This window comes from Cryptosporangium japonicum, assembly GCF_039524755.1.
In the GTDB taxonomy this organism is placed as follows: domain Bacteria; phylum Actinomycetota; class Actinomycetes; order Mycobacteriales; family Cryptosporangiaceae; genus Cryptosporangium; species Cryptosporangium japonicum.
The window spans coordinates 131,701-155,454 of sequence record NZ_BAAAGX010000009.1 but is presented as its reverse complement, the minus strand read 5'-3'; the positions used below and the strand labels follow the sequence as shown (position 1 = coordinate 155,454).

At 71.7% G+C, this 23,754-nt stretch carries 22 protein-coding genes; 14 read left to right on the top strand and 8 right to left on the bottom strand.

Annotated elements, in window-relative coordinates; genetic code table 11:
- The first annotated feature begins 38 nt into the window (after positions 1-38).
- The gene (locus ABD437_RS11835; protein WP_344648837.1) at positions 39-782 is read left to right on the top strand and encodes a maleylpyruvate isomerase family mycothiol-dependent enzyme; all 744 of its coding nucleotides are present in this window, start codon (positions 39-41) and stop codon (positions 780-782) included.
- A gap of 153 nt (positions 783-935) precedes the next feature.
- Here ABD437_RS11835 and ABD437_RS11830 read toward each other — a convergent pair whose 3' ends face one another.
- Positions 936-1,307, bottom strand: coding sequence for a VOC family protein (locus ABD437_RS11830; protein ID WP_344648836.1), 372 nt, complete (start codon positions 1,305-1,307; stop codon positions 936-938).
- Between the two features lie 61 nt (positions 1,308-1,368).
- On the opposite strand from ABD437_RS11830, the gene ABD437_RS11825 reads away from it, so the two are divergent.
- Positions 1,369-1,773 (top strand): MarR family winged helix-turn-helix transcriptional regulator, encoded by a 405-nt coding sequence (locus ABD437_RS11825; RefSeq protein ID WP_344648835.1) that lies wholly within the window; start codon positions 1,369-1,371, stop codon positions 1,771-1,773.
- Here the strand turns inward: ABD437_RS11825 and ABD437_RS11820 are convergent.
- Positions 1,770-3,191, bottom strand: coding sequence for a nitroreductase family protein (locus ABD437_RS11820; RefSeq protein WP_344648834.1), 1,422 nt, complete (start codon positions 3,189-3,191; stop codon positions 1,770-1,772). The genes ABD437_RS11825 and ABD437_RS11820 overlap by 4 nt on opposite strands.
- Before the next feature lie 4 nt (positions 3,192-3,195).
- Complete coding sequence (locus ABD437_RS11815; protein ID WP_344648833.1) at positions 3,196-4,458, bottom strand: serine/threonine-protein kinase; 1,263 nt, start codon at positions 4,456-4,458, stop codon at positions 3,196-3,198.
- 289 nt (positions 4,459-4,747) lie between these two features.
- On the opposite strand from ABD437_RS11815, the gene dnaE reads away from it, so the two are divergent.
- The 5 genes from dnaE (at position 4,748) to ABD437_RS11790 (ending at position 11,494) form a co-directional block, all read left to right on the top strand.
- On the top strand, positions 4,748-8,290 hold the full coding sequence (gene dnaE / locus ABD437_RS11810; RefSeq protein WP_344648832.1) for a DNA polymerase III subunit alpha: 3,543 nt from the start codon (positions 4,748-4,750) through the stop codon (positions 8,288-8,290).
- A gap of 3 nt (positions 8,291-8,293) precedes the next feature.
- Entirely contained in the window at positions 8,294-8,872 is a 579-nt protein-coding gene (locus tag ABD437_RS11805) for a DUF6300 family protein (protein WP_344648831.1), read from the top strand.
- A gap of 174 nt (positions 8,873-9,046) precedes the next feature.
- Complete coding sequence (locus ABD437_RS11800; RefSeq protein WP_344648830.1) at positions 9,047-10,006, top strand: nitronate monooxygenase; 960 nt, start codon at positions 9,047-9,049, stop codon at positions 10,004-10,006.
- A gap of 4 nt (positions 10,007-10,010) precedes the next feature.
- On the top strand, positions 10,011-10,835 hold the full coding sequence (locus ABD437_RS11795) for a sensor histidine kinase (protein WP_344648829.1): 825 nt from the start codon (positions 10,011-10,013) through the stop codon (positions 10,833-10,835).
- Positions 10,826-11,494 (top strand): response regulator transcription factor, encoded by a 669-nt coding sequence (locus ABD437_RS11790; RefSeq protein ID WP_344648828.1) that lies wholly within the window; start codon positions 10,826-10,828, stop codon positions 11,492-11,494. The genes ABD437_RS11795 and ABD437_RS11790 overlap by 10 nt, the downstream gene beginning before the upstream one ends.
- Here ABD437_RS11790 and ABD437_RS11785 read toward each other — a convergent pair.
- The gene (locus tag ABD437_RS11785) at positions 11,456-12,031 is read right to left on the bottom strand and encodes a sensor histidine kinase (protein WP_344648827.1); all 576 of its coding nucleotides are present in this window, start codon (positions 12,029-12,031) and stop codon (positions 11,456-11,458) included. The two genes, ABD437_RS11790 and ABD437_RS11785, sit on opposite strands and share 39 nt — an antisense overlap.
- Before the next feature lie 279 nt (positions 12,032-12,310).
- Here ABD437_RS11785 and ABD437_RS11780 point away from each other — a divergent pair, with 279 nt between their 5' ends.
- Genes ABD437_RS11780 through ABD437_RS11770 form a run of 3 tightly spaced genes read left to right on the top strand, consistent with a single transcriptional unit; the run spans position 12,311 to position 15,662 of the window.
- Positions 12,311-13,384 (top strand): OmpA family protein, encoded by a 1,074-nt coding sequence (locus ABD437_RS11780; RefSeq protein WP_344648826.1) that lies wholly within the window; start codon positions 12,311-12,313, stop codon positions 13,382-13,384.
- The gene (locus ABD437_RS11775; RefSeq protein WP_344648825.1) at positions 13,381-14,913 is read left to right on the top strand and encodes a hypothetical protein; all 1,533 of its coding nucleotides are present in this window, start codon (positions 13,381-13,383) and stop codon (positions 14,911-14,913) included. Before ABD437_RS11780 ends, ABD437_RS11775 begins: the two co-directional genes overlap by 4 nt.
- Positions 14,910-15,662, top strand: a complete 753-nt coding sequence (locus tag ABD437_RS11770; RefSeq protein WP_344648824.1) for a VWA domain-containing protein — start codon at positions 14,910-14,912, stop codon at positions 15,660-15,662. Before ABD437_RS11775 ends, ABD437_RS11770 begins: the two co-directional genes overlap by 4 nt.
- Here the strand turns inward: ABD437_RS11770 and ABD437_RS11765 are convergent.
- Positions 15,652-15,885: a hypothetical protein gene (locus tag ABD437_RS11765; RefSeq protein ID WP_344648823.1), complete on the bottom strand. Its 234-nt coding sequence runs from the start codon at positions 15,883-15,885 to the stop codon at positions 15,652-15,654. The genes ABD437_RS11770 and ABD437_RS11765 overlap by 11 nt on opposite strands.
- Before the next feature lie 307 nt (positions 15,886-16,192).
- On the opposite strand from ABD437_RS11765, the gene ABD437_RS11760 reads away from it, so the two are divergent.
- A complete protein-coding gene (locus tag ABD437_RS11760; protein WP_344648822.1) occupies positions 16,193-17,407 on the top strand; it encodes an NsdA family TPR-like regulatory protein in 1,215 nt (404 codons plus the stop codon).
- Here ABD437_RS11760 and ABD437_RS11755 read toward each other — a convergent pair.
- Both ABD437_RS11755 and ABD437_RS11750 read right to left on the bottom strand, forming a co-directional pair.
- Entirely contained in the window at positions 17,394-18,209 is an 816-nt protein-coding gene (locus ABD437_RS11755; protein WP_344648821.1) for a MerR family transcriptional regulator, read from the bottom strand. The two genes, ABD437_RS11760 and ABD437_RS11755, sit on opposite strands and share 14 nt — an antisense overlap.
- A gap of 21 nt (positions 18,210-18,230) precedes the next feature.
- The gene (locus ABD437_RS11750) at positions 18,231-19,349 is read right to left on the bottom strand and encodes a nitronate monooxygenase (RefSeq protein ID WP_344648820.1); all 1,119 of its coding nucleotides are present in this window, start codon (positions 19,347-19,349) and stop codon (positions 18,231-18,233) included.
- 48 nt (positions 19,350-19,397) lie between these two features.
- Between ABD437_RS11750 and ABD437_RS11745 the strand changes: the two genes are divergently transcribed.
- The 3 genes from ABD437_RS11745 (at position 19,398) to ABD437_RS11735 (ending at position 22,871) form a co-directional block, all read left to right on the top strand.
- Entirely contained in the window at positions 19,398-20,048 is a 651-nt protein-coding gene (locus ABD437_RS11745) for a TetR/AcrR family transcriptional regulator (RefSeq protein WP_344648819.1), read from the top strand.
- A gap of 11 nt (positions 20,049-20,059) precedes the next feature.
- On the top strand, positions 20,060-21,568 hold the full coding sequence (locus ABD437_RS11740) for an acetyl-CoA acetyltransferase (RefSeq protein ID WP_344648818.1): 1,509 nt from the start codon (positions 20,060-20,062) through the stop codon (positions 21,566-21,568).
- Positions 21,569-21,641: 73 nt separating this feature from the next.
- Positions 21,642-22,871 (top strand): outer membrane protein assembly factor BamB family protein, encoded by a 1,230-nt coding sequence (locus tag ABD437_RS11735; protein ID WP_344648817.1) that lies wholly within the window; start codon positions 21,642-21,644, stop codon positions 22,869-22,871.
- 59 nt (positions 22,872-22,930) lie between these two features.
- On the opposite strand, the gene ABD437_RS11730 is transcribed toward ABD437_RS11735, so the two are convergent.
- Positions 22,931-23,509: a hypothetical protein gene (locus tag ABD437_RS11730; protein ID WP_344648816.1), complete on the bottom strand. Its 579-nt coding sequence runs from the start codon at positions 23,507-23,509 to the stop codon at positions 22,931-22,933.
- Between the last annotated feature and the right edge of the window lie 245 nt (positions 23,510-23,754).

The following is a 23,754-nucleotide window of genomic DNA, read 5'->3' as shown; positions in this document are numbered from 1 at the left end:
TGACAGCGGTACGGCGTTCAGCGAGCTAACGTCACGACATGGACCACGGGGAATACTGCAAAGCGCTGTTCCGCGAGATCGATCGGTTAGCCGCACTGCTGTCGGACGCCGATCTGAGCACGCCGGTCCCGAGCACTCCCGCCTGGGACCTCGCGAAGCTCGCCACCCACGTCGGCGCGACCGAGCGGTGGGTGACGGCGATGATCAACTCCGGGTCGGTCGAGAAGCTGCCGTTCTCCGACTTCGAGCAGAACGTGCCGACGGAGTCCACCGCCGTGTCGGACTGGGTCGCCGCCGGGGTCGACGCGCTGATCAGCGCGTTGGTGGCGGCGCCGGCCCACCAGCAGGTGTGGACGCTCGGCGGGCAGACCAGGCCCACGCTGTTCTGGGCCAGGCGCATGCTCCACGAAGCCACGGTCCACCGTGTCGACGCCGCGCTCGCGCTCAAAGCTCCCACCACCGTCGACCCCACGGTGGCCGTCGACGGCATCGACGAGATCCTCACGATCCTCCCGTACGCGCCCCGGCTCGCCGGGTTCGGTGCCGTGCGCGGTGAGGGGCAGTCGATCGAGCTGGTCGCCACCGACGTGGACACCCGCTGGCGGATCGACGTCGGGGCCACCGCGTACGCCTGGTCCCACACGTCGACCGGCGAGGCGACAGTGACGGCCACCGCACCAGTGGCCGGCCTGTACCTGTTCCTCTGGGGTCGCCCGTCGGTACCCCAGATCACCGGCGACGCCGGCCTCCTGGCCCGCTGGAGCGCGGCAACCGCGTTCTAGACCACCCGATGGGTCAGGTGCGGCTCCGGGAGCCGCACCTGACCCGTGTTCTAGTCCGCTGCCGCCAGCACGGCTCCCGATCTGCGGTTTCGGCGCAGAGGCGCTCATCCCGGCTGCTGACGCGGGTAGCGGTGCGGTGTCCGGGGTGAAGGGTCACGTCGTCGGGGGGACGGCGGTGAAGAACTCGTAGCTGTGGCCGTCGGGGGAGTCGACGTAGACCCCGCGCCCGCCGGCCAGGTGGTTGATCCGGCCGTCCCAGCCGTGTTCGGGGCCGGATCCGAACCGGGTGCCGTCCAGGCGGGTCAGTAACGCGTCGAACGTGTCGTCGTCGACCAGGAAGGCGTAGTGGCCGGCCGAGACCGGGCCGCGGTCGTCGAAGTCCAGCGTGAGGTCGTCGTTGACCGGCACCGGCGCGAACGGTCCGGCCGGGGGGCCGGGGGTGCGGCCGATCAGGTGGGCGAAGAACGCCGCGGCGGCGTGCTTGTCGTGGGCTCGGACGATCGTGTGGTTCAGCGTGATCGACATCGGGGTCTCCTTCGTATGCGGATCGCATGCAATATAGATGCGGATCGCATATGTTTGCCAGGTGACTGACGGAGGACCGGCGTTGTTCCGGCTCGTGCGGTTCTGGGCGCGGCGGTGGGCGCGCGGGCCAGGTGCACCGCAGGTGGTGCTCACGGTGGAGGCCGTGCGGGCGGCGGGGGCGGACGCCGGGGTGAACGACGTCGCCAGGCAGCTGGGGCTGGACCAGTCCGGAGCCAGCCGGATGGTGTCCGCCGCCACCGGGGCCGGTTACCTGGAACGCGCCCGCTCCACGACCGACGCGCGGCGCACGGTGCTGCGGCTGACGTCAGCCGGGGAGGAACTGCTGGGCGGGGCCCGGGGGTGGCAGCGCGAGACGTTCGACGCGCTGACCGCGCACTGGCCGGCGTCCGACCGGGAACGCTTCGCGGGCTACCTGAAACGCCTGGCCGACGAGGTAGGCGCCTAGCGAACCCTGGGGGTCACCGGGCGGAACGTTGCGGGGGCACCCGGTGACCCGCCCCGGCGCGACGGATACGAGGGGACACCGACGCAGGTGAAGAGGAGCGGCACGAGGTCGTCCGGTTCACGCAGGAGCGCCGGCACCTCGGAGTCCGCGAACGTCATGCCGGTCGCGCTCGCGCCGAGTGCGTACGCCGCCAGGTGCAGCCGCCCTTCGACGAGGCCGGCCGCGAGCTGGGCGTCCCGGTACGTGCGGTCGTCCAGGTCGGCGTCGGCGGCCGCGCCGATCACCACGTAGGCCGCGTCGCCGCCGAGATCCTGGTCGAGGCAGACCCGGGCGGTCTCCTCACGCAGGTCGGCGGTGTACACCGCGTCGGGCCAGCGGTAGACGCCGGGAGCGACCCCGTCGACGCCGTGTACCACCACCCGGTGCGGCACCGTGATGCCGCGCAGTGCGGCTCGCAGCGGCCAGTCGAGCTGGGCGCGCGACAGCGTCCGGTCCCGATCCATGAGGCGCTGGGAACCGCGTCGGAGGACGACGTCGTCGATCGTCTCGGCCGGCGGCGCGTCGGGGAGCGGCGGGCCCTCGGGCCAGGGCTCGCCGAGGACGTCGCGCTCACCGGCGCGCTGGGCCTCGGTGCAGAGCGGGAACTCCACCGCCGGCAGTTCGCCGTGCTCGGCCGGGCCCGACGGCACCACGGCCGGCTCGCCGTCGGAGAGGCCGAGCAGGGCCAGCGGGTACTCGTGCACACCGTCGGCGCCGACGAGCGTCCGCAGCTGGGCGTCGGGGAAGAGCGTTCGGAGGTGAGCGGGCCGCCCGGCGCTCGCCGCCGCCGCGGTGAGCTGCGCGAGCAGCGTGCCGGCGTCCCAGTACAGGTGGCGCCAGCCGCGCTCGGCGTACCGCCAGCCGGTGCGCCAGGGAACGCCGGTGACGACGAGCGTGGTGGCGGCTCCGGCGGCCGGCGGGCCGATCGGCACCAGCGCGTGCGCCTCCGGGTCGTACCAGTGCACGCCGTCGGGCACACCGGCGACGCCCCGGGCGCTGACGTAGAGCTCGAGCGGGAAGCGGGCCCCGGCCGAACCCGAGGCGCGGAACGGGTGCGGACGGCCACGGCGTTCCGCGGTGCGCACGATGCCGGCGCCGAGGAAGAGGATCCGGGCGAGGTGGGCCGCGTCGAGGGGGTGGGCCTCCGCGCGGTGGCCGGCGAGGACGCCGGTGGCGCTGACGCCGGGGTTCGGGAGGTCGCGGGGCAGCGCCAGGCGGGGCCGCCCCGGGTAGGCCTTGGTGAACGGCGGATGCGTGTCGGGGTCGTTCGGCGTGAGGTCGGAACGCACGCGGGGATCGTCGGCGGGGACGTCCCACTCCCGGTCGGGTGAGTACTCGGTCAGCCGGTGCAGGAGTCCTGCGCCGCTCTCCCGGTCCACGGCGTCAGGCCTTCGCGGCGGCGCGGATCTCGGCCGCGCCGCGGAACGGGATCTCGGCCGAGTCGAGCCAGCCCGGACGCAGCGCGGCTCCGGACGCGGCCGCCAGGTCGAGCGCGAACTCCTTCGCGCTGGGGTGACGGTTCTCCGGGAACCCGTTGAGCGAACGCTCGAGCACCGCCGCGATGCCGGGCGGGATCGTGGTCAGGTTCGCCCGCGGTGAGCCGTCGGGGCCCGGCAGCGGCGGCGTCCGGCCGGTGAAGAGCCGGTACAGGGTGGCGCTCAACCCGAACAGGTCGGTGCGTGCGGTGATCTCGTCGCCGTTGAGCTGCTCGGGGGCGGCGTAGCCCGGGGTGAGCGCGAGGACGCTCGCCTGTTCGCCGTCGACGCCGCCGGCCAGCAGTTTCGCGATGCCGAAGTCGGTGACCTTGACCACGCCGTCCGCGGCGAACAGCAGGTTCGCCGGCTTGATGTCGCGGTGCACGACGCCACGGGCGTGGGCGGCGGCGAGCGCGTCGGCCACCGCGAGACCGAGCGCGCACACCGGCTCCGGGCGGCCGAGAAGCTCGGCGCGACGTGCGGACGCGCTGCCCCCGGCCAGGAACTCCATCACGATGAGGTTGAACCCGGCGTGCTCCACGTACTCGTAGACGCGGGCGACGTGCGGGTGGTCGAGGCTCTCCATGACCTGGGCCTCCCGCAGGAAGCGCGACTGCGAGTCGGGCAGCAGGTCGGGTTCGGTGAGGAGCTTGAGCGCGCGCTGCCAGCCGGCCTGGCGGTGCTCGGCGAGGAAGACGATGCCGCAGCCGCCCTTGCCGAGCATCCGCTGCACGGCGTAGGCGGGCAGCGCGGCCTCGATCGTCGCCGCGGCCGCGTCGGGCTCCAGGTCGCTGCTGATCACCGGCGCCTCGACCCGGGTGGGTGACGGGGCCCGGAGCTGGGTGGTGAGGTCGAGTTCGCGCCGGCGCATCCGGGTGAGCTCGCGACCCAGCCGCAGGTAGCGGCCGACCGAGCTCCAGGCCGCGTACAGCACGAACGGCAGCGCGATGACGGTGAGCACGGCGAACGCCCGCCCGCGCCCGGGCTGCCCGGCGGCGAACGAGTAGGCCGACACCGAGGCGAACACCGCGAGCCCGACGACCATCAGCGCCAGGCTCACCGCGGCGGTGCGGTCCAGCGCGCCGCGACGGCGCGCGTCCGTCTCGTCCAGCGCGGCGCGGACCTCGCCTAACTCGGCTCGGAGCGCCCCCGGATCGCCCTGCTGCGGCATGATCGCCAAGGTACTGCACCGGCCCAGTCGTCACTGAGAGTGATCATCGGCCCGCGCCAGAACGACGCTAGCGGCGCCGCCGCCAGCTCTTGTGACGGAGCGCGATCCCGCACGCGAAACGGCCCCTCAGGGTGACGCTGACACGCCTCCTCCACCGGACGGTGTAAGCGTCATTGGGCCGGTCAGCGGCATTCTCCACAGGTCCGAGTCGTGACACCCGAGGCGTGCGTCGGGCGGGTAGGGTCCATGGTTGTTCCCGGCCACTCCCGCCCCAGGAGGCGCTCTTCCGATGCCCGGCGCCGCCGATGGATTCGTCCACCTGCATGTGCACACTGAGTATTCGATGCTTGACGGAGCGGCGCGACTCAAGCAGATGTTCGCCGAGGCTCAGCGCCTCGAAATGCCGGCCATCGCGATGACCGACCACGGCAACACCTACGGCGCGTACGACTTCTTCACGCAAGCCACCGCCGCCGGCGTGACGCCGATCATCGGTACCGAGGCGTACATCGCCCCCGCCAGCCGCTACGACAAGAAGCGCATCCGCTGGGGTCGGCCCGACCAGAAGGGCGACGACGTCTCGGGTTCGGGCTCCTACACGCACATGACGATGTGGGCGCGGAACGACACCGGGCTGCACAACCTGCTCCAGCTCTCCTCGCGGGCCTACACCGAGGGCTACTTCGTGAAGTGGCCGCGGATGGATGCCGAACTGCTGGCCGAGCACGCCGAGGGCATCATGGCCACCACCGGTTGCCCGTCGGGAGAGGTGCAGACCCGGCTCCGCCTGGGCCACTTCGACGAGGCGCTCGCCGCCGCCGCGAAGTTCCAGGACATCTTCGGCAAGGAGCACTTCTACCTCGAGTTGATGGACCACGGGCTGCACATCGAGCGCCAGGTCCGCGACGGGCTGCTGGAGATCGGCAAGAAGCTGGGCATCCCGCCGGTCGTCACGAACGACTCGCACTACACGCACGAGGCCGAGGCGACGTCGCACTCCGCGCTGCTCTGCGTGCAGACCGGCTCCACGCTCGCCGCACCGACGTTCCAGTTCGACGGCACCGGCTACTACATCAAGTCGGCCGCGGAGATGTACGGCGTCGACTCGTCCGACGCCTGGCAGGAGGGCTGCCGGAACACGCTCGCGATCGCCGAAAAGGTCGACACCGCCGGCATGTTCGTCAAGAAGAACCTCATGCCGAAGTTCCCGGTGCCCGAGGGCGAGACCGAGGAGAGCTGGTTCCGGCACGAGGTCTGGGAGGGGATGAAGCGCCGCTTCCCGAACGGGATCGACGAGCAGCACCGGAATCAGGCCGAGTACGAGATCGGCATCATCCTGCAGATGGGCTTCCCGTCCTACTTCCTGGTGACGGCCGACTTCATCAACTGGTCGAAGGCCAACGGCATCCGCGTCGGCCCTGGTCGTGGCTCGGCGGCCGGCTCGATGATCGCCTACGCGATGGGCATCACCGACCTCGACCCGATCCCGCACGGCCTGATCTTCGAGCGCTTCCTCAACCCCGACCGCGTCTCGATGCCCGACATCGACATCGACTTCGACGAGCGTCGGCGCGGTGACGTCATCCGGTACGTCACCGAGAAGTGGGGCGCCGACAAGGTCGCGCAGATCGTCACGTACGGCACGATCAAGGCCAAGGCTGCGATCAAGGACTCGGCCCGGGTGCTCGGGTACCCGTACGCCGTCGGCGACCGCATCACCAAGGCGATGCCGCCCGCCGTCATGGGCAAGGACATCCCGCTCAGCGGCATCTTCGATCCGAGCCACAAGCGGTACAACGAGGCCGGCGAGATCCGGGGGCTCTACGAGAGCGATCCGGACGTCAAAAAGGTCATCGACACCGCCCGTGGCCTGGAGGGGCTGATCCGCCAGGCCGGTGTGCACGCCGCCGGCGTGATCATGTCCGCCGAGCCGCTCACCGACCACATCCCGGTCTGGATGCGTGCCTCCGACGGGGCGATCATCACGCAGTTCGACTACCCGACCTGCGAGACGCTCGGCCTGCTCAAGATGGACTTCCTGGGGCTTCGTAACCTCACGGTCCTGGACGACTGCCTGAAGGCGATCGTGGCCGACGGCGGCCCCGAGATCGACCTGCTCGAGCTCCCGCTCGACGACAAGGCGACGTACGAGCTGCTCGCCCGCGGCGACACGCTCGGTGTGTTCCAGCTCGACGGTGGGCCGATGCGGTCGCTGCTGCGGCTGATGCGGCCGGACAACTTCGAAGACATCTCCGCGGTGCTGGCGCTGTACCGGCCGGGTCCGATGGGCGCGAACTCCCACATCAACTACGCGCTGCGCAAGACCGGGCAGCAGGAGAAGACGCCGATCCACCCGGAGCTGGCCGAGCCGCTGGCCGAGATCCTGGACACGACGCACGGCCTGATCGTGTACCAGGAGCAGGTCATGTCGATCGCGCAGAAGGTGGCCGGCTACTCGCTCGGCAATGCCGACCTGCTGCGCCGGGCGATGGGCAAGAAGAAGAAGGAGATTCTCGACAAGGAGTTCAAGCCCTTCTCCGAGGGCATGAAGGCCAACGGCTACTCCGACGCCGCGATCAAGGCGCTGTGGGACGTCCTGGTCCCGTTCTCCGACTACGCGTTCAACAAGGCCCACACCGCCGGGTACGGGCTCGTCTCGTACTGGACGGGGTACCTCAAGGCCAACTACCCGGCCGCGTACATGTCCGCGCTCCTGACGTCCGTCCGGGACGACAAGGACAAGATGGCGATCTACCTCAACGAGTGCCGCAAGATGGGCATCAAGGTGTTCCCGCCGGACGTCAACGAGTCGGACGCGAACTTCACCCCGCGTGACACCAACATCCGCTTCGGCCTCACCGGTGTGCGTAACGTCGGTGCGAACGCCGTCGACGCGATCATCGCCGCGCGGGCCGAGAAGGGCCCCTTCAAGGACTTCTACGACTTCCTGAAGAAGACCCCGGCGATCGTCTGCAACAAGAAGGTCGTCGACGCGCTGATCAAGGCCGGTGCGTTCGACTCGCTCCTGCACACCCGGAAGGGTCTGCTCGCGGTGCACGAGGCCGCGGTCGAGTCGTTCGCCGAGATCAAGAAGAGCGAGGCGGTCGGCCAGTTCGACCTGTTCGGCGCGGCCTTCGGCGACGACAGCGCCGAGGAGCTCGGGACGGCGTTCACGCCCCCGATCGGCACCGACGAGTGGCCGAAGAACGAGAAGCTGGCCACCGAGCGGGAAATGCTCGGGCTCTACGTCTCCGACCACCCGCTCTCCGGCGTCGAACACCTGCTGGCCGCCAAGGTCGACTGCCCGATCTCGGCGCTGGTCGGCGACGACTATCCCGACGGTCGCACGGTCGCGGTCGGAGGGCTGCTCTCCGGGCTGCAGAAGCGGGTCACCAAGCAGGGCAAACTGTGGGCCAGCGCGCGCCTGGAGGATCTCGAAGGCGGTATCGAGGTCCGGTTCTTCCCGGCCACCTACGAGCTCGTCGGCCAGCACCTGGTGGAGGACGCCATGGTGCTGGTGAAGGGCCGGATCGACAAGCGTGAGGATCAGCCCCAGCTGCTCGCGCAGGACCTGGCGCTGCTCGACCTCGGTGAGGCCGACTCGGAGAAACCGGTGGTCATCCTGATCACCGCGAACCGCGTCAACGACCAGCTCGTGGCGCAGTTGCGCGAGACGTTGTCGACCCACCCCGGTACCACCGAGGTGCACCTGAAGCTGCAGCACAAGGCGCGGGCCACGCGCTGGCGGCTGGGTGACAACGTCCGGGTGGCTCCGACGCCCGCGCTGATGGCTGATCTGAAGGCGCTGCTCGGTCCGGCGGCGATCGAGTAGATCGTGGTCCACTGCCCCCGCTGCGGCGGGCCGGCGCTGCTGGCGGTCGAGGTCGCACCCGCCGGCAGCGCGGTGCTGTGCGCGGCGTGCGACCTCGATCACCCGACCGGCGGCCCGGTCGTGGTCTGGTTCGCCGTGCACGGCCGCATCAACACGCCGGCGCAGATGGACGAGCTCGCCGGGTTGCTCCGGCCGTGGGTGGAGGACGTCTCGCCGCCGAGCGTCGACAGCGCCGCGCTGCAGGCCACCGTGGACGCGTGGGCGGCGTCGGTGGACTCGTCCGCTCCGGCCCCGGCCGAGGCTGGTCAGCCGGCGGCCACCGGGGCCGGGTTGATGTGCGACTTCTGCGAGGCCGCCGTGCCTCGCTGGGCCTACCGGGCGGACGAGACCGCGGCCTCCGTTCCGGCCGGGGACTGGTTCGCCTGCGACGGTTGCCGCCCGTACGTGGACGCGCGGGCGTGGACCGGTCTGGCCGACGTGGTCGGCGACGACCGCACCGAGTCCTGGGTCGCGTTCGAGGGCGCCGCACCCCGGGCCGCCCGCCCCTGGCCACCCCGCCCCCAGATCTACCGCTGGCCCTGAACCTCCAGGAATGGCCAGGCGCAGGAGGTCGGAGAATCCAGCGCGCCGGTCACCACCAGCAGCGCCTCGCGGACCCGGGGGCTGCGGTCGCCCCGATTCTTCGTACACAGGTTCTATCCACAGGTGTGGAAAGCTGGGTGTGTGCCTAGGTTGCCGCAAATCGAGCGTCCGATCGTGCAGTCGCCGATGGCCGGTGGAGCGACCACACCCGAGCTGGTCGCGGCCGTCGCGGACGCCGGTGCGCTCGGCTTCGTCGCCGCCGGTTACCTCACCGCCGGGCAGTTGCGTGACCAGATCGCCGCGGTTCGCGAGCGCACCCGCACACCGTTCGGGGCGAACCTGTTCGTCCCGTGGCCACGGCAGGACACCAGCGTCGAGAACTACGCGAAACACATCGCCCCGGACGCCGACCGGCTCGGCGTCGAGCTGGGCACCCCCCGCTGGGACGACGACGACTGGGCGGCCAAGCTCGCCCTGCTGCTCGCCGATCCGCTCCCGGTCGTCAGCCTCACGTTCGGCTGCCCCGCCGACGCGATCGCCGCGCTCCAGCACGTCGGCTCCGCGGTCGCGGTGACCGTCACCACCGTCGAGGAGGCGCGTTCCGCGGCCGGTGCGGGAGCCGACGCGTTGCTCCTGCAGGGCGCCGAGGCCGGTGCGCACCGCGGATCCTGGAGCCCGGACGCCGAGCCGGTGCCGCTGGCCGCGCTCCTGGCCGACGTGCGGGCCACGACCGACCTGCCGCTGGTCGCCGCCGGTGGCCTCGCCGACGCGGACGCCGTGCGCACGGTCCTCCGCGACGGCGCCGCCTACGCCCAGGTGGGCACCGCGCTCCTGCGCGCACCCGAGAGCGGCGCCCAGCAGGCCCACAAGGACGCCCTCGCGAGACCGGCGGAAACGGCGATCACCCGCACGTTCACCGGCCGTCGGGCCCGGGGGATCGTCAACGCGTTCCTCCGCGAGCACGAGGACGCGGCGATCGACGCCTATCCCCAGGTGCACCATCTGACCCGCCCGCTACGCGCCGCGGCGGCCAGGGCCGGCGACCCGGATCGCATGGCGCTCTGGGCCGGCACCGGCCATTCGTCCGCGCTCGATGCCCCCGCTGCGGTAATCGTGCGTTCACTCACACCGTAAGTTTTTGGGTGCGGGCACCCTGGCCGACGACCCCGCCGAGACGTTTCCTGGATCAATGGACGTCCGCCGCGCGCTCACCAGCCCCTGGGCGGTGACGGCTGTCGCGGGCGCGCTCGCCGCGGCGGTGCAGCAGCCGCTCTGGGCCGGCGAACCGGTGCTGGCCGTCGTCAACACGATGCTCGCCGCCGGGTTCGCGCTGCTGGGCATCGTGCGGTACCGGAAGTTCCAGCGGCGCATCGACGAACAGTCGCGCGCGCTGGCCGCCAGCTGGGCCGAACGCCGGGAGCTGGAACAACTCCTGCACGACGGGGCGCAGACCCGCCTGTCCGCGCTGACGATGCGGCTCGGCGCCGCGCGCAGCGGCAGCGACGAACGGTCCGGGCAGGTGCTCGCCGACGCGCAGGCACAGCTGGACCTCGCGCTGACCGAGTTGCGAGAACTCGCGCACGGCATCCACTCGGCGATGCTCACCGAGTCGGGGCTGGGCGCGGCGCTCGAAGCACGGGCGAGCCGCCAGGGCGTCCCGATGCGGGTGACCGTGCCCGCGGACCGCTTCGACCCGGCCGCGGAAGCGCTGGCCTACTACGTTGTCTGCTGGGTACTGACCGATTACCTGCAGACGACCGACGAGGTGGTCGACGTGAACGCGACGGTGACCGACGACGAACTGCGCCTGCGGGTCTCGGCCCAGGCCGCTCCTCGCCCCGACGTCGCCGAACTGCTGGGCTCGCCGATCGCGCTGCGGGTGCGGGCCGCCGGCGGAACGGTGTCGATCCTCGAGTCACCGAGTGGTCGCGCCCGCGTCGAGGTCCGCCTTCCGTGCCGGTGAGCGCCCGCCCGCCCCGGGTCGCGATCGCCGACGACGCCGCGCTGTTCCGCGAAGGCTTACGCCTGCTCCTCGAAGCCGCCGACGTCGAGGTGGTGCACCAGGCGCGCGACGGCACCGAGCTCCTGTCGATCGTGCACGAGGACGTGCCCGACGTCGCGATCCTCGACATCCGGATGGCGCCCTACCCGGAGGGCGGCCTGGACACGGCCGAGAAACTGCGGGCCCGCTATCCCCGGATCGGCATCCTGATGCTCTCCCAGTGGGCCGAGGCCCCGCACCTGATGCGGCTGCTCCGGCGGTTGGGCTCCCGCGGCCTGGGTTACCGCCTCAAAGATCAGATCGCCGACGTGGAGGCGCTGCGTACCGCGCTGGTGCGGATCATGGCCGGCGAGACCGTTCTGGAGCCCGAGCTGATCGACCGGTTGGCGTCCGACGGTCCGCACGAGCTCGACCGCCTCACCGGCCGCGAGCGCGAGGTGCTCCGCGCGATGGCCGAGGGGCGATCCAACGAGGGCATCGCCGAGGAACTGCACCTGACGACGAAGACCGTCGAGAACAACATCGCCCGGATCTTCACCAAGCTCGATCTGCCCACCGACACCACCCAGAACCGGCGGGTGCTAGCCGTGCTGCGGTACTTCCGATCGCAGCGGAACTGAGATCGTCACCCGGGTGCCGCGCCCCGGCTCGCTGTGCAGCTCGGTGTCGCCGCCGAGCGCCGCGATGCGCACGCGCAGGTTCTCCAGGCCTCCGATGGCACCGAACCGTGCCGTTCCGGACCCGTTGTCGGTGACGCGGCCGACCACGCACTCGCCGTCCCGTTCCACCTCGACGACGATCGCCGATGCACCGGCGTGCCGCACCGCGTTGGCCACGGTCTCCGACAGCGCCAGGAACAGGCCGGACTCCAGCGCCTGCGGATAGCGCTCGGCGACGACCCGGGTGGTCACCAGCCCGGGGAAGCGTGCGGCCAGCGCACGCACCGCGCCGCGCAGACCCTCGGACTCGAGCACGGCCGGGTTGATGCCCCGGGCGAACAGGCGGACGTCCCGGGCGGCGACGTCGAGCAGCTGCCTGGACTCGTCGAGCAGCTCGCCGACGCGCGGGTCGGAGTTCCAGTGCGCGGCGAGCGCCAACCGCTGCAACGCGGCAGTGATCTGGACCTGAACCCGATCGTGGAGATCGTGCTCGTTCACGAAACACCCCCGCACCTGCGTGTACTGATTCCTCTAGGGGGCTAACGCCCCGTAGCGCATAGGGAGTTCCCCCTCGTCGGACTTGCGTTCGGAGGAAACGCTGTGAGCAGCGAGTCCGAAGCGAAGTGGGGAGAAGTATCGATGCCGAGTCGGCTCCGTCTCTCGATACTCACAGTAGTTACCAGTGGCCTCATCATCCTCAGTGGTTGCTCCAGTGACGACCCGCCGGACGACGCGACCACCACTCGTTCGGACTCCGACTGCGCCCGGGTGGCGGACGTGGCTCCCGAGGCCGGTGCGCCCAGGACCGCGCTGGTCGTCGACAACACCGCCTCCGGCGTCTCCGGCGGTCTGCCGCCGGCGGTCACGACCAAGCTCGAGGACGCACAGCAACGGGGCGACGCGCTGGTGCTCGTGGGCGTCGACGGTGCCGGTGCGCCACCGAGCCGCACGATCGCGCTGGATCCGGCGCCCGGCTCGAACTCGCAGGCCTCCCAGCGCGCCCGAGCGCTCGCCCTGGAGTGCGTGCCCACCTGGGCGCGCGGCGACGAACTCCGGCCGAAAGGCACGGGCAGCCGCATCCTGAGCGCGCTCGGCCGGGCCGCCGAGGACAAGCCGGAGGAGATCCTGGTCGTCTCCGACGGTGTCTCCAACAGCGGCGAGCTCGACCTGAACAAGCAGCAGTTCGACGCCGACCCGGCCGGCCTGGCCGAGGCGCTGAAGGCGGCGAACGCACTACCGCCGGCGCTCCAGGCCCAGCGGATCGTCTGGAGCGGGCTCGGCGACACCTCGTCCGAGCAGCGCTTACCGCAGTCGGCCCGCACCTCGCTGCAGAAGATCTGGCAGAGCGTGCTGACCGCGGCCGGCGCCACCGTGACGTTCGATTCGGCGCACGCGCCGTCCGCCGGTGCGCCACCGGCCGGGCTCCCGTCGGACCCGGTCACGGTGCCGGCCGCGACGGAGGTCCGCGACGGCTGCGCCACCCGCGTCTCGATCCCGGCGTCGCTGTTGTTCGCCCCCGACCGGGCCGACCTGCAACCGGAGGCCGACGGCGTGCTCGAGCCGATCGCGTCCGACCTGAAGAGCGACGCCGGGGCGACCGCGGTCGTGTCCGGACACACCGCGCGCTACGGCGACGCCGGTTACCGCCGGGACCTCTCCACCCGTCGAGCGCAGGCGGTCGTCGGCGCGCTCTCCGAGCGGGGGGTGAGCACCGCACGGCTGGAGTCGGTCGGCTACGGCGCCGAACGTCCGGCCGTGAACGAGTTCGTCGACGGCCGCCACGACACCGTCGCCGCCGCGAAGAACCGGCGCGTGGAGATCGAGATCCGACCCGGAGGGTGCACGCGATGAGTTTCTTCGCCCGACTGTTCGGCACCCGCGGGGTCGAACGCGCACGCCAACGGGTGCTCGAACGGGAGGCGGTCGCTCCCGGCACGATGACGCCGGGGCAGGTCGCGGTGCTGGTCGAGGTCAACTCGACGATCGCGGCGGCGGACGCGAAAGCCTCACGTCGGCTGCTGCGCAAACAGCACGCGCTGGACGCCGCCGACTTCGCCGCGGTGCTGGCCGCCCAGCGCCTCGACGCGACGCGGACGAACCCGATCTGGCGCGGCCGCCGCGGCGGGCCGGCCCACGACCCCGACGGCCCGTTCGTCGAGGACTTCGATCCGCACCGGCCGTTGATCACCAACCGGGTGCTGACCGTCGTCGAGATCATCTTCGTCGTCGTCGAGGTGTTCTTCTGGTACTCGATCTTCGACGACGTCGTGGAGCCGGACGCGCCCTGGTACGACCCGTCGCGGGTGGCGGCCGCGCTGCTGGCGCTGTTCATCCCGGTCGTGGGGGTGGCGACCGCGCGTGTCGTGGGGCCGCTGGGGCACCGGTGGCTGGCCGGGTATCCCGGGGTCGGTCGCAAGGACCGGATCGGCGCCGTCTTCGCGGTGATCGCGTTCGTGCTCGCGCTGGCCGCTGTCGGGTGGTTGATCAACTTCCGGTTCGACGAGGCGACCGCTCCGATCGGGTCGTTGCCGCCGCCCGCGCTGCCGATGGCCGCGATCTTCGTCGCGGTGCTGCTCGCCGACGCGTTGGCGCGGGTGTTCCTGGTGTCGGAGATCCGCGGGCAGAGCTCCGAACGCTCGAAGGTGTTCGACCGGCTGGTCGTCGCGAAGACGAAGGCCGACGTGGCGCACCACCGGGCGTGGGAGGACCTGCGGGCCGAGGTGCAGACCCAGCTGAACACGATCGAGCGCATCGTCGCGGTCGGGGCGCGGATGATCGCGGACTCCCGCGCGGCGGCGCCTCCGTACCCGCCGGCCACGTACGGCACGCCGACCTACGTGCCCCCGGCCCCGCCCGGCGCCGAACCCTACCCGCCCGGCGCCGAACCATACCCGCCCGGCGCCAGGGCCTACCCGACCCCGGCGCCGCAGCTGGCCGCACCCGACGCCGGTACCCAGCCCACCTTCACCCCACCGGACCGAACGCCCGGCGACACGTTGCCGGTGCAGGCGGCGGAGGACGCGCCGACCCAGCCGCTGCCGGGGCCGGCGGCGGTCGGGGATCCGCGGTCGGCGCACCTGGGGAACTGGGCGAAGACCACTGACGACGACACGCGCGACGGGCTCACCGGGTTGCCGTCGACCCGCCCGCTCACGCTCTTCGGCACCGGCATGGCGATCGGCCCGCTCCGCCGGGTGGAGGACGCGATCGAACACCTCTCGCGCTGCCGCCCCGAGGACTCCTCGACCGCGTCCCGCCGCATCACCGAGCTGCGTGAACGCCTCTTCCACCTGGAGCCGCTCACCGCGCCGTCGCCCCCGCCGTCGGTGCCGATCGACCCGACCCAGGTCAACGGATACGTGCCGGAACAGCGCCGATGACGACGCTGGCCCCCGGGCCACGGTTCGGCCGGTCGCCGCGGCTCGGCGGGCCGCCCCGCCGGCTCTGGTGGACGCTCGTGCCGCTGTTACTGCTCCTGCCGCTGCTCTGGCTGCTGTTCACCAGCTGTCAGCGGCAGGAGGACCCGGCGCCGGTCAGCGGCCGGTTGGGCGACTACGCGCTGGAGGGCAAGCGGGGAAAGGAGTGCCTGCGGCTGACGTTGATGGTCGACTCGTCGGGGTCGATGCAGGACTACGCCGGCGCCCGGGACGCCGCACTGGCTCGGCTCGTCCCGTGGCTGGCCACCAACCTGCGCGACACCGACGAGCTGTCGGTCGTCGACTTCGCCGAAACCGCGACCGTCCGCCTGCCGCCGACGACCGCCAACTCGGCGAGAGCCCCGGCCGCGACCGGCGTCGCCGACGGTGGCGGCACGCTGCTCGCACCCGCGCTGGCGCAGGTCGACGCGTTCAGCGGCACGCGCTGCCGGACCGCGTTGCTGCTGCTCTCCGACGCGCAGGTCACCGACGTCCCGACCACGGAGCCGGCCGCGCGGGCGTTACTGCGGCAGCACCGCATCAGCGACGTGAAACTGCTGGTTCCGGGGCCGGACATCGACGTGCCCGACAGTTGGCTCACCGCGTTCCCGGACGCGCAGCCGCGCAAGTTCGACGGGTACGACGCGGACGCCACGGCGGTCGCGATCGGCCGGACGGTGGCCGAGCTGACCGGCCAGAAACTCAGTCGCTGATCTCGCGCCGTTCCGCGGCGTCGAGCACGGCCTTGGCCCACAGGTACTGCTCGCAGGGCCACGCGGGGGCGTTGATCAGGTGGAGCGCGCTCGAGCACAGTCCACGCGAGGAGTCGATGGGGGCGTGCATCGGCAGTATCCGCTGAGCCGTCTCGACGTCCTCGCTCGTCGCGTCGCGGCTCCAACCGGAGGGCCGGAACGGTCTGACACTCTGCTGGGTCATCGAGGGGGTCCTTCCGCCGAGGGTGGTCCCCTCCCGGCGGCAGGGAGGACGCGGGGCCGGCGACCGGGAGAGCCGTGCCGCGTGATCCCACGCACCGCCGGGAGAGGAGCGGGCGCGACCGCAGAGCGGTCGGAGGGGCTCCCGTCGCAGCTCCCGGACGGCGCGGCGGATGCGGATGGCTCTAGCCTGATACGCACGGGACTCAGTGGACAGCCCGGTGCGCTGCAATGCTGCTGCAGCGGCGCTGAAAACAGCACCGAAGACGCTTATCCGGGCATCGTCTGACCAACGAGTCACCGGAGGCCGGATGACCGCTGTCACCCACTGGACGGGCCGCGAGGCGCGGGCACTGCGGGAAGCGCTGCGGCTGAGCATCCGGGACTTCGCCGACCGTCTCGGCGTGGCGGCGCGGACGATCTCCAACTGGGAGTCCGCGGGCAGCGAGATCCGGCCCCGACCGGACATGCAGGCGGTCCTGGACACCGCCTTGGCCAGGGCGTCGGCCACCGAGCGGGACCGGTTCACGCACTTGACGTCGGAGGTGCTCCCGGCCGCGCCCGAGCCCGACGACCGGCTGCCCGCGGTGACCGCGGACGACCTCGAGCAGATCAGCGCGGCGCTGGAGGACGCCCGGAACTACTTCGACGGCGACGTGGTCGGGCAGTTCCGGGAGCGACTCCGGCTGCTGGCCCGCGACGACGGTTCGTGGGGGCCCCGAGCGGCGCTCCCGGCCGCGCTCGGCCTGGTCGGAGCGATCGACCGCAGTGCCAGGACCGTCCACGCCGATCTTCGCCGGCAACTGCTGGCGGTCGGTGCGCGTGCCGCGGAGTTCACCGGCTGGCTCTACCGGGACGCCGGCGGGCGCGTGCAGGCCGCGTACTGGCGCGACCGGGCGACCGAGTGGGCCCAGGAGGCCGGTGACCTGGCGATGCAGGGTTACGTGCTGCTCCGCAAGAGCCAGGCGGCCTGGGACGACCGGGACGCACCGCGCATGCTCACGCTGGCCAGGGCCGCGCAGGAAGGCCCGTGGCAGGTGCCGCCGCGGGTACGCGCGGAAGCGGCCCAGCAGGAGGCGCGCGCCCAGGCGATGCTGGGGGCGCGCCTGCCCACCGTGGAGGCGAAACTGCGCGAGGCCCGCGACCTGCTCGGCGAGGGTGATCCCGGCGACCACGAGCTCGGCGCCGCCTACACCTACCCGTTGTTCTCGGTCCAGGCCGCCCTCTGTTACTGCGAGGCCGGCGAGCCCGAGCGTGCGCTGGAGGCGCACGCCCGGTGGCAGGCCCACCACGGCTTCTCCCGCCGCGACCGGGCCTACTTCCTCTGCCTGATGGGGACGTCGCTGGCGCGGGCCGGCCAGCCCGAGGAAGCCGCCCGGATCGGGCTGGCCGCGCACGACACCGCGAGTGACGTCAGCTCGTCGCGGATCCGGCTGGAGCTGCGCCGGCTCGTCACCGTGCTGCGGCGACGCCCGGACCGGCCGGTCGCCGTGCAGCGCCTGTTCGACGCGGTCAGGTCGAAGTGACCGACATCTGGATCTCGGTGACCCACTGGTCGGGGTCGTCCGGGAACTCCAGCGTCACCTCGCGGGAGTGCGCCAGCGGCCGGTGACCGTGGTCGGCGATCCAGGCCGCGAGCACCTGGTAGCTGTCGTCCACGGTGTCGAGCGAACCGCGGTGGATCAGCGTCGCCGCGGTCGGGATCGTCGGCAGGTCGACGACCTCGAACCCGAACGAGGGGTCCGGACCGACGTCGACCCGGAACGCGGCGCCGATCCGGATCGGTTGCCCGTCCTCGCCGGTGCCGTCGTAGTAGGAGACGCCCGGGCCCGGCCGGACCCCGGTGGCCTCCAGACGCTCGCACAACCGCTGGTAGAGCGGCTGGATCGCCGGGCCGATGACGCTGCTCTCGTAGGCGCTCACGTTCGTCGTCAGTGCGGCCACCCGCACCGCGTCGACGGTTTTGAGCACGACGTCGTCGCTACTCATGGTTCCCTCGCTCTCGAGCATCCGGAGCCGCACCTCGACCGCGTTGAGACGGGCGTGGTCCTGCGCGATGCGAGCGTCGAGCTCCGCCCGGCGCAGCCGCAGCATCCCGCGCAGCTCGTCCGGGCTGACGTCGTCGTGCAGGATCGTTTTGACCTGCGCGAGCGAGAAGCCCAGCCCTTTGAGCGCGGTGATGCGGTTCAGGTCGTGGAGCTGACCAGCGGCGTAGTGGCGGTATCCCGACGTCGCCCGGGCCGGGACCAGGAGGCCCAGGGTGTCGTAGTGACGCAGCATGCGCACCGACACCCGGCCGAGCGTGGCGAATTCTCCGATCGTGAACATGACCCGGGTTACGTTCCGCCCTCACACGGTGTCAGGGTCAAGCGTCCGCGCGACCCGCTCCACCGCGTCGGCGTAGTCCGAGGCCATCTCGTAGACGACGTTCCGGGTGGACTTCACCTCGTTCATGAGCCCCACGCCCTGGCCCACCCAGTACGTGGCGAGCTCCTGCGCCCCCTTGTCGCCGGCGGCGGCCAGCGCGTCCACGTGACGCAGCGCCGGCTCGCTGATCAACGTCTGCAGCGGCATCTGCAGCGGGGTGGGGCTGTTCGGCTGTTCCCACGCCTCGGTCCAGGACGAGCGGAGCTGGCGGGACGGCTTGCCGGTGCGACCCTTCGAGCGCACGGTGTCCCGTGACGTCGCCTTCAGGAACTTCTCGCGGGTGTGGGGCGCCGTCTCGGCCTCCGGGGTGGTGAGCCACACCGACCCGGTCCAGACGCCGGCCGCGCCGAGCGCGATCGACGCCGCCATCTGCCGGCCGGTCACGATGCCGCCCGCCGCCAGCACCGGCACCGGAGCCACCGCCTCGACCACCTCCGGCACCAGCACCATCGTGGTGACCTCGCCGCAGTGCCCACCGGCCTCGGTGCCCTGCGCGATGATGATGTCGACGCCGGCCGCGACCTGCCTGATCGCGTGCTCCTTCGCCCCCACCAGCGCGGCCACCGGAACCCCGGCCGCCCGGCCACGCTCGAGCATGACGGCCGGCGGCACGCCCAGCGCGTTCGCGATCAGCTTGATCGGGTGGCTGAACGCCACGTCGAGCAGATCGTCCGGCGACGGGACGTTCCACGACGCGGTCTCGTCGGCGGACGCGCGGACACCGTGGGCGGCCAGGATCTCCGCCACGTACGCGCGGTGTTCGTCGGGGATCGCCGCCTGCAGGACGTCCATGTCGACGGCGGCGCCGGGCTGCATCGCTGCCGCACGCTCCGGGACGATGATGTCGACGCCGTAGGGGCGGCCCTGGACGTGGTCGTCGATCCAGGCCAGCTCGGTCTCGAGCTGCTCGGGGGTGAACATCGACCCGCCGAGGACGCCGAACCCGCCGGCCAGGCTCACTTCGGCGACCACGTCGCGGCAGTGGCTGAACGCGAGCAGAGGCAGGTCGATCCCCAGCAAATCGCAGATGGCGGTCCTCATGCGCACCATCGTGAACGCCGTCGTTCATGTTGTAAAGTCTCGTTCACGATGCGAGTTTATGGCGGGCTGAGCCCCGAGGAGCGCGTCGCGCGGCGCCGTGAGCAGTTCCTGGACGCGGCCGTCGAGGTGTTCGCCACCAAGGGCTGGGCCTCGTCGACGGTGGCCGACATCTGCCGCGCCGCGAAGCTCTCGCCGCGCTTCTTCTACGACGAGTTCCCCAGCCGCGAGGTGCTGTTCCTCGCCACCACCGACCGCATCGCCTCGCAGGTCGAGCAGGTCGTCCGCAGCGCGCTCGCCACCGGCGAAGGCGATGTGCAGGCCCAGGCCAGGCACGTGCTGACCGCGCTGGCCGAGTACTTCATCGCCGACCCGCGGACGGTGCGGGTCGCGTTGATGGAGTCGCTCGCCACGCCGGAGTTCCGCGAGCAGCGTCGGCTGCTCCAGGCGAGCTTCGTCGAGCTCGCGGCCCGCCTGATGCGGCCGCTGCGGACCACGAACACCGACGTCGCGAAGCGCAGTGACCTGCTCTCGGCCGGCCTGCTGGTCGGCGGGGTCGTCGAGGTGCTGATCGCCGGCGCCACCGCGAACGAGACCGGTTCCGGCCCCACCGACCTCGGCGCGCTGGTAGTACGTCGACGCGGCGCCGAGGAACTCGTCGAGCACCTCACCGCGCTGTTCACCGCCGCGGCCCAACTCTGAGAGGCACGGACATGACTGACGACCGGCTTCCCGTCCTCGTCGGAGTGGGGGAGGTGCGCGCGAACCGCGAACGTGCCGTCGCGCAGGCGCGTGAGCCGCTGGCGCTGATCCTCGAGGCGCTCGACCTCGCGGCCGCGCCGGAGCTCCTGGCCGCCGCCGACGCGGTCTACACCGTGCGGGTGGCCAGCTGGGCCTACGACGAGCTGTCGGCCGAGGTCGCCGCCGCGGTCGGGGCCGAGCCGACGCACCGCGACGACAGCCCGATCGGCGGGCAGTGGCCGATCCGCCTGCTCGACCGGGCCGCCGCCCGTATCGCGTCGGGCGAGAGCAGCGTCGCGCTGCTGGTGGGTGGGGAGGCGACGGCCTCGGCCACCGCGCTGCTCAAGGCCGGCGTCGACCCGATCGCCGACCTCGGATGGAGCGCCCGGCCCGGCGGCCCGACGCCGATCGACGTCGCCGACATGGGCAGCCCGGCCATGCAGACCGCCGGGCTGCTGCTCCCCACGCGGGTCTACCCGCTCTACGAGAACCGGCTGCAGGCCGACCTCGGGCTGACCCCGGAGGAGAACGCGGACTGGTCGGCGCGCCTCTACGCCGATCTCAGCGCGGTCGCCGCCACCAACCCGGTCGCCTGGAACACCTCCGCGCTCACGCCGGAGCAGGTCGGCACGGTCACGCCGACGAACCGCATGGTCTGCGAGCCCTACCCGCTCTCGATGAACGCGCTGCCGTTCGTCGACCAGGCCGCGGCCGTCGTCGTCACGTCGCTGGCCGCCGCGCGCGCCGCCGGCGTACCCGACGACCGCATCGTGTACCTGCACGCGGCCGCCGGCTCCGACGACCTCCCCGACGTGCTGGCCCGCCCCAAGCTCGGCCGCTCCACCGCGCTGGCCGACGCGCTCACCGGGGCGATCGACCGCGCCGCGGTGTCGACCGCCGACCTGGACTTCGTCGACGTCTACAGCTGCTTCCCGGTCGTTCCGAAGCTGGCCGGGCTCGCGCTCGGCCTGCCCAGGGAGACCGTGCTCTCGATCACTGGTGGCCACTCGTCGTTCGGCGGCCCGCTGAACAGCTACTCGCTGCACTCGCTGGCCCGGGCGTTCGGCCGGCTGCGGGGCACCGACCGCCGCGGGCTGGTGCACGCGAACGGAGGCTTCCTGAGCTACCAGCACGCGATCGTCCTCGGCGGACGCCCGGCGACCGGCTACCGCAGCGGGCCGGTGCGGACCCGGACGGACGGCCTGGAGGTGGCCGAGGCGCGTGACCTCGACGGGACCGACGTCGTCGTGGAGACCGCCACCGTGGAGTACGACCGGGACGCGACCCCGAGGCAGGCGTTCGTCGTGGTCGGTACCGAGGAGGGTGTCCGTGCCGCGGTCGCCACCCCGCGCGGTGACGTCGCCGCGGCCGCCGAGTGGTCGCTGACGAACCGGCCGTCCCAGGTCGGGCGTCGGGCGCGCCTGCGGGTCACCGATCTCTTCCCCCGTCTGGAGAGCGTGGACCGAGCCTCTCGGCCATAAATCCGTGATCCCCTGACTCCGCAGCGCCACTGTGGTTACCGTGCGACCAGAGACGGTCACCGAGGGAGCTGTGATGCACCAGAGGGCTCTGCTCGCTGCTGTGTGCGTCGTGGTCCTGGCCGCTACGGCCTGCGGTAACGACCCGAAGGAACCCGCGCCGGCCCCGACGACGTCGACCGGACGGGCGCCGGCTGCTCCGGAGCCGGTCCTGTTCGACCCGCCGAGCCGGTTCCAGAGCAGCGGCCAGCGGCTCGCCACCGCACCGCGGGACGAGGACGACTTCGGCGAGCCGCAGACCGCGGCGCTCCTGATCGACCAGTCGGTGGTGTTCGTGGACGGCGCCGCACTGGCCGGCCGCGACGTCGTGTCCGGCGACGAGGAGTGGGTCACCACCATGCCGGGCGTGTCCGTCGCGGAGGCCTCGGTGGTGACGCCCCCGGTCCTGTTCGAGGGCCGGGTGTACGCCGCGGCCGCGATCACGATTCCCGGCAGCACGCGCGTCACCGGTTACCGGGCGGTCTCGCTGGCCGCGCTCGATCCGCAGACCGGTGCGGTGATCTGGAGCGCGACGATCGACGCGATCCCCGGCGACCCGGTGCAGGACGTCCGGCTGGTCGGGGTCACGGCCGACTCGATCGTCGTCGACACGTCGACCACCACGTACGTCGTCGACGCGCAGACCAGGCGCACCCGCTGGAAGGTGCCGTACTTCGAGCCGACCGTCGTGGACGGCACGGTCGTGGCCGGACAGCTCGGCCAGGAGGCCACCGAGACCAAGACGTCGACGGTCGGGCTGCGCCTCACCGACGGCGTCCGGCTGTGGACCAGCGACACGCCGCTCCAGCAGGGCCGCTCGTTCCCGCTCGGGCCGGGGCTGATGGGAGTGCGTGGGCGGGAGTTCACCAGCGCCGACGCGTACTTCGACTTCGTCGACCCCGCCACCGGCGCGAGCCGCTACTCCGGTGATCCGGCTGACCTGCGGGCGTTCGACTCCTGCTGGTTCGACGCCCGGACCACTGTGGTCTGCGCCGGTACCGCGACGACACCGGTCGTGGTCGGCTTCAACTCGGCGGACCTGCAGGAGATCTGGCAGTTACCGGTCGGCGACCGGAAGGCGCCGCGGGTGACGGCGGCCTGGCACGGAGCGGTGTACGGGTTGCTGAGCGACGAGCCGGTCACTCTGGACGGACGAACCGGCGCGCTACGCAGTCTCCAGGCCGGAGCGGCGCCGTCCGTCGTCAATGAGTACGCCGGTGTCTCCGCTGCTTCGGGTTCGTTGACGCTGTTTCTCGCGGTGGGCTGACATGCGAATGCCCTGTACGCCATCGACGTGGCGTACAGGGCAATCGTGAATCGTCCTCATCAACCCCGGACGTTGAGCACCCAGGTGCCGCGGCAGCGCCAGTCGTGGTTGCCCCACTTGTTCCAGCTCTGGTGCCAGCCCCGGTAACCGCGCTTGGTGAAGTCGCAGTCGTACGAGTCCCACCAGCCCTTGTGCACGCCGCGGATACCGGCCGCCTTGCAGGCGCGGTAGCTGCGGTGGAAGCCCTTCAGCCGGTCGCGCTTCCACTTCTTGTCGCCGTGCCAGTGACCCTTGTCCCGGTCCTTGTGCCAGCGCGAGTCGTCGTCGCACTTGTCGTCGCAGTCCGAGCCGTGGCCGCCGCCCTTGGTCCAACTGCCGTTGGTCTTGCCGGACGACCAGTCCTTCTTCTTATCCGCGGATGCCCACTTCACCTCGGTCTTCTCGACCTTGGTGTAGGAACCGGCGACCGCGGACGAGGACTCGTTGTCCGTGCCGTACTGGGTCTCGTAGCCGCCGGCGGAGTAGTCATCACCGGCCGGCGTGCTCGCCGACGCCGGCGCGGCGAGACCCATCGTGGCGCCGCTGGCCAGGGCCAGACCCGCAACCGAGATAGCCGTCCGTCGTGCCTTGCTTCCCATTTACTGCCTCCTCTGGTGTTTCAGGCGGAATGAGCAAAGCAGGCACATCACCGTTAATTCAGCCCCGATTGGGCTCTACGGCATTCACTAATTGCGTAAATAGAGAGGTTTGCCCAGCAGAGTGATCCGCGCGGATCCGTTCGGAAGGAAGTGCTTAGCCGTTCGGTCGGTTTTACCGGGATGCCCGTTACCTCACCGAGGCTGCCTGGATGCGAAGTCTGTTAATTCTGACTTCAAGGCATAAA

What these genes read in the sequence shown, in the direction of transcription:
- ABD437_RS11730 (WP_344648816.1), bottom strand. Translation starts at nt 23,509, where the DNA reads ATGGGAAGCAAGGCACGACGGACGGCTATCTCGGTTGCGGGTCTGGCC.
- ABD437_RS11770 (WP_344648824.1), top strand. Translation starts at nt 14,910, where the DNA reads ATGACGACGCTGGCCCCCGGGCCACGGTTCGGCCGGTCGCCGCGGCTC.
- ABD437_RS11765 (WP_344648823.1), bottom strand. Translation starts at nt 15,885, where the DNA reads ATGACCCAGCAGAGTGTCAGACCGTTCCGGCCCTCCGGTTGGAGCCGC.
- ABD437_RS11835 (WP_344648837.1), top strand. Translation starts at nt 39, where the DNA reads ATGGACCACGGGGAATACTGCAAAGCGCTGTTCCGCGAGATCGATCGG.
- ABD437_RS11740 (WP_344648818.1), top strand. Translation starts at nt 20,060, where the DNA reads ATGACTGACGACCGGCTTCCCGTCCTCGTCGGAGTGGGGGAGGTGCGC.
- ABD437_RS11755 (WP_344648821.1), bottom strand. Translation starts at nt 18,209, where the DNA reads ATGTTCACGATCGGAGAATTCGCCACGCTCGGCCGGGTGTCGGTGCGC.
- ABD437_RS11815 (WP_344648833.1), bottom strand. Translation starts at nt 4,458, where the DNA reads ATGCCGCAGCAGGGCGATCCGGGGGCGCTCCGAGCCGAGTTAGGCGAG.
- ABD437_RS11745 (WP_344648819.1), top strand. Translation starts at nt 19,398, where the DNA reads ATGCGAGTTTATGGCGGGCTGAGCCCCGAGGAGCGCGTCGCGCGGCGC.
- dnaE (WP_344648832.1), top strand. Translation starts at nt 4,748, where the DNA reads ATGCCCGGCGCCGCCGATGGATTCGTCCACCTGCATGTGCACACTGAG.
- ABD437_RS11775 (WP_344648825.1), top strand. Translation starts at nt 13,381, where the DNA reads ATGAGTTTCTTCGCCCGACTGTTCGGCACCCGCGGGGTCGAACGCGCA.
- ABD437_RS11830 (WP_344648836.1), bottom strand. Translation starts at nt 1,307, where the DNA reads ATGTCGATCACGCTGAACCACACGATCGTCCGAGCCCACGACAAGCAC.
- ABD437_RS11735 (WP_344648817.1), top strand. Translation starts at nt 21,642, where the DNA reads ATGCACCAGAGGGCTCTGCTCGCTGCTGTGTGCGTCGTGGTCCTGGCC.
- ABD437_RS11750 (WP_344648820.1), bottom strand. Translation starts at nt 19,349, where the DNA reads ATGAGGACCGCCATCTGCGATTTGCTGGGGATCGACCTGCCTCTGCTC.
- ABD437_RS11760 (WP_344648822.1), top strand. Translation starts at nt 16,193, where the DNA reads ATGACCGCTGTCACCCACTGGACGGGCCGCGAGGCGCGGGCACTGCGG.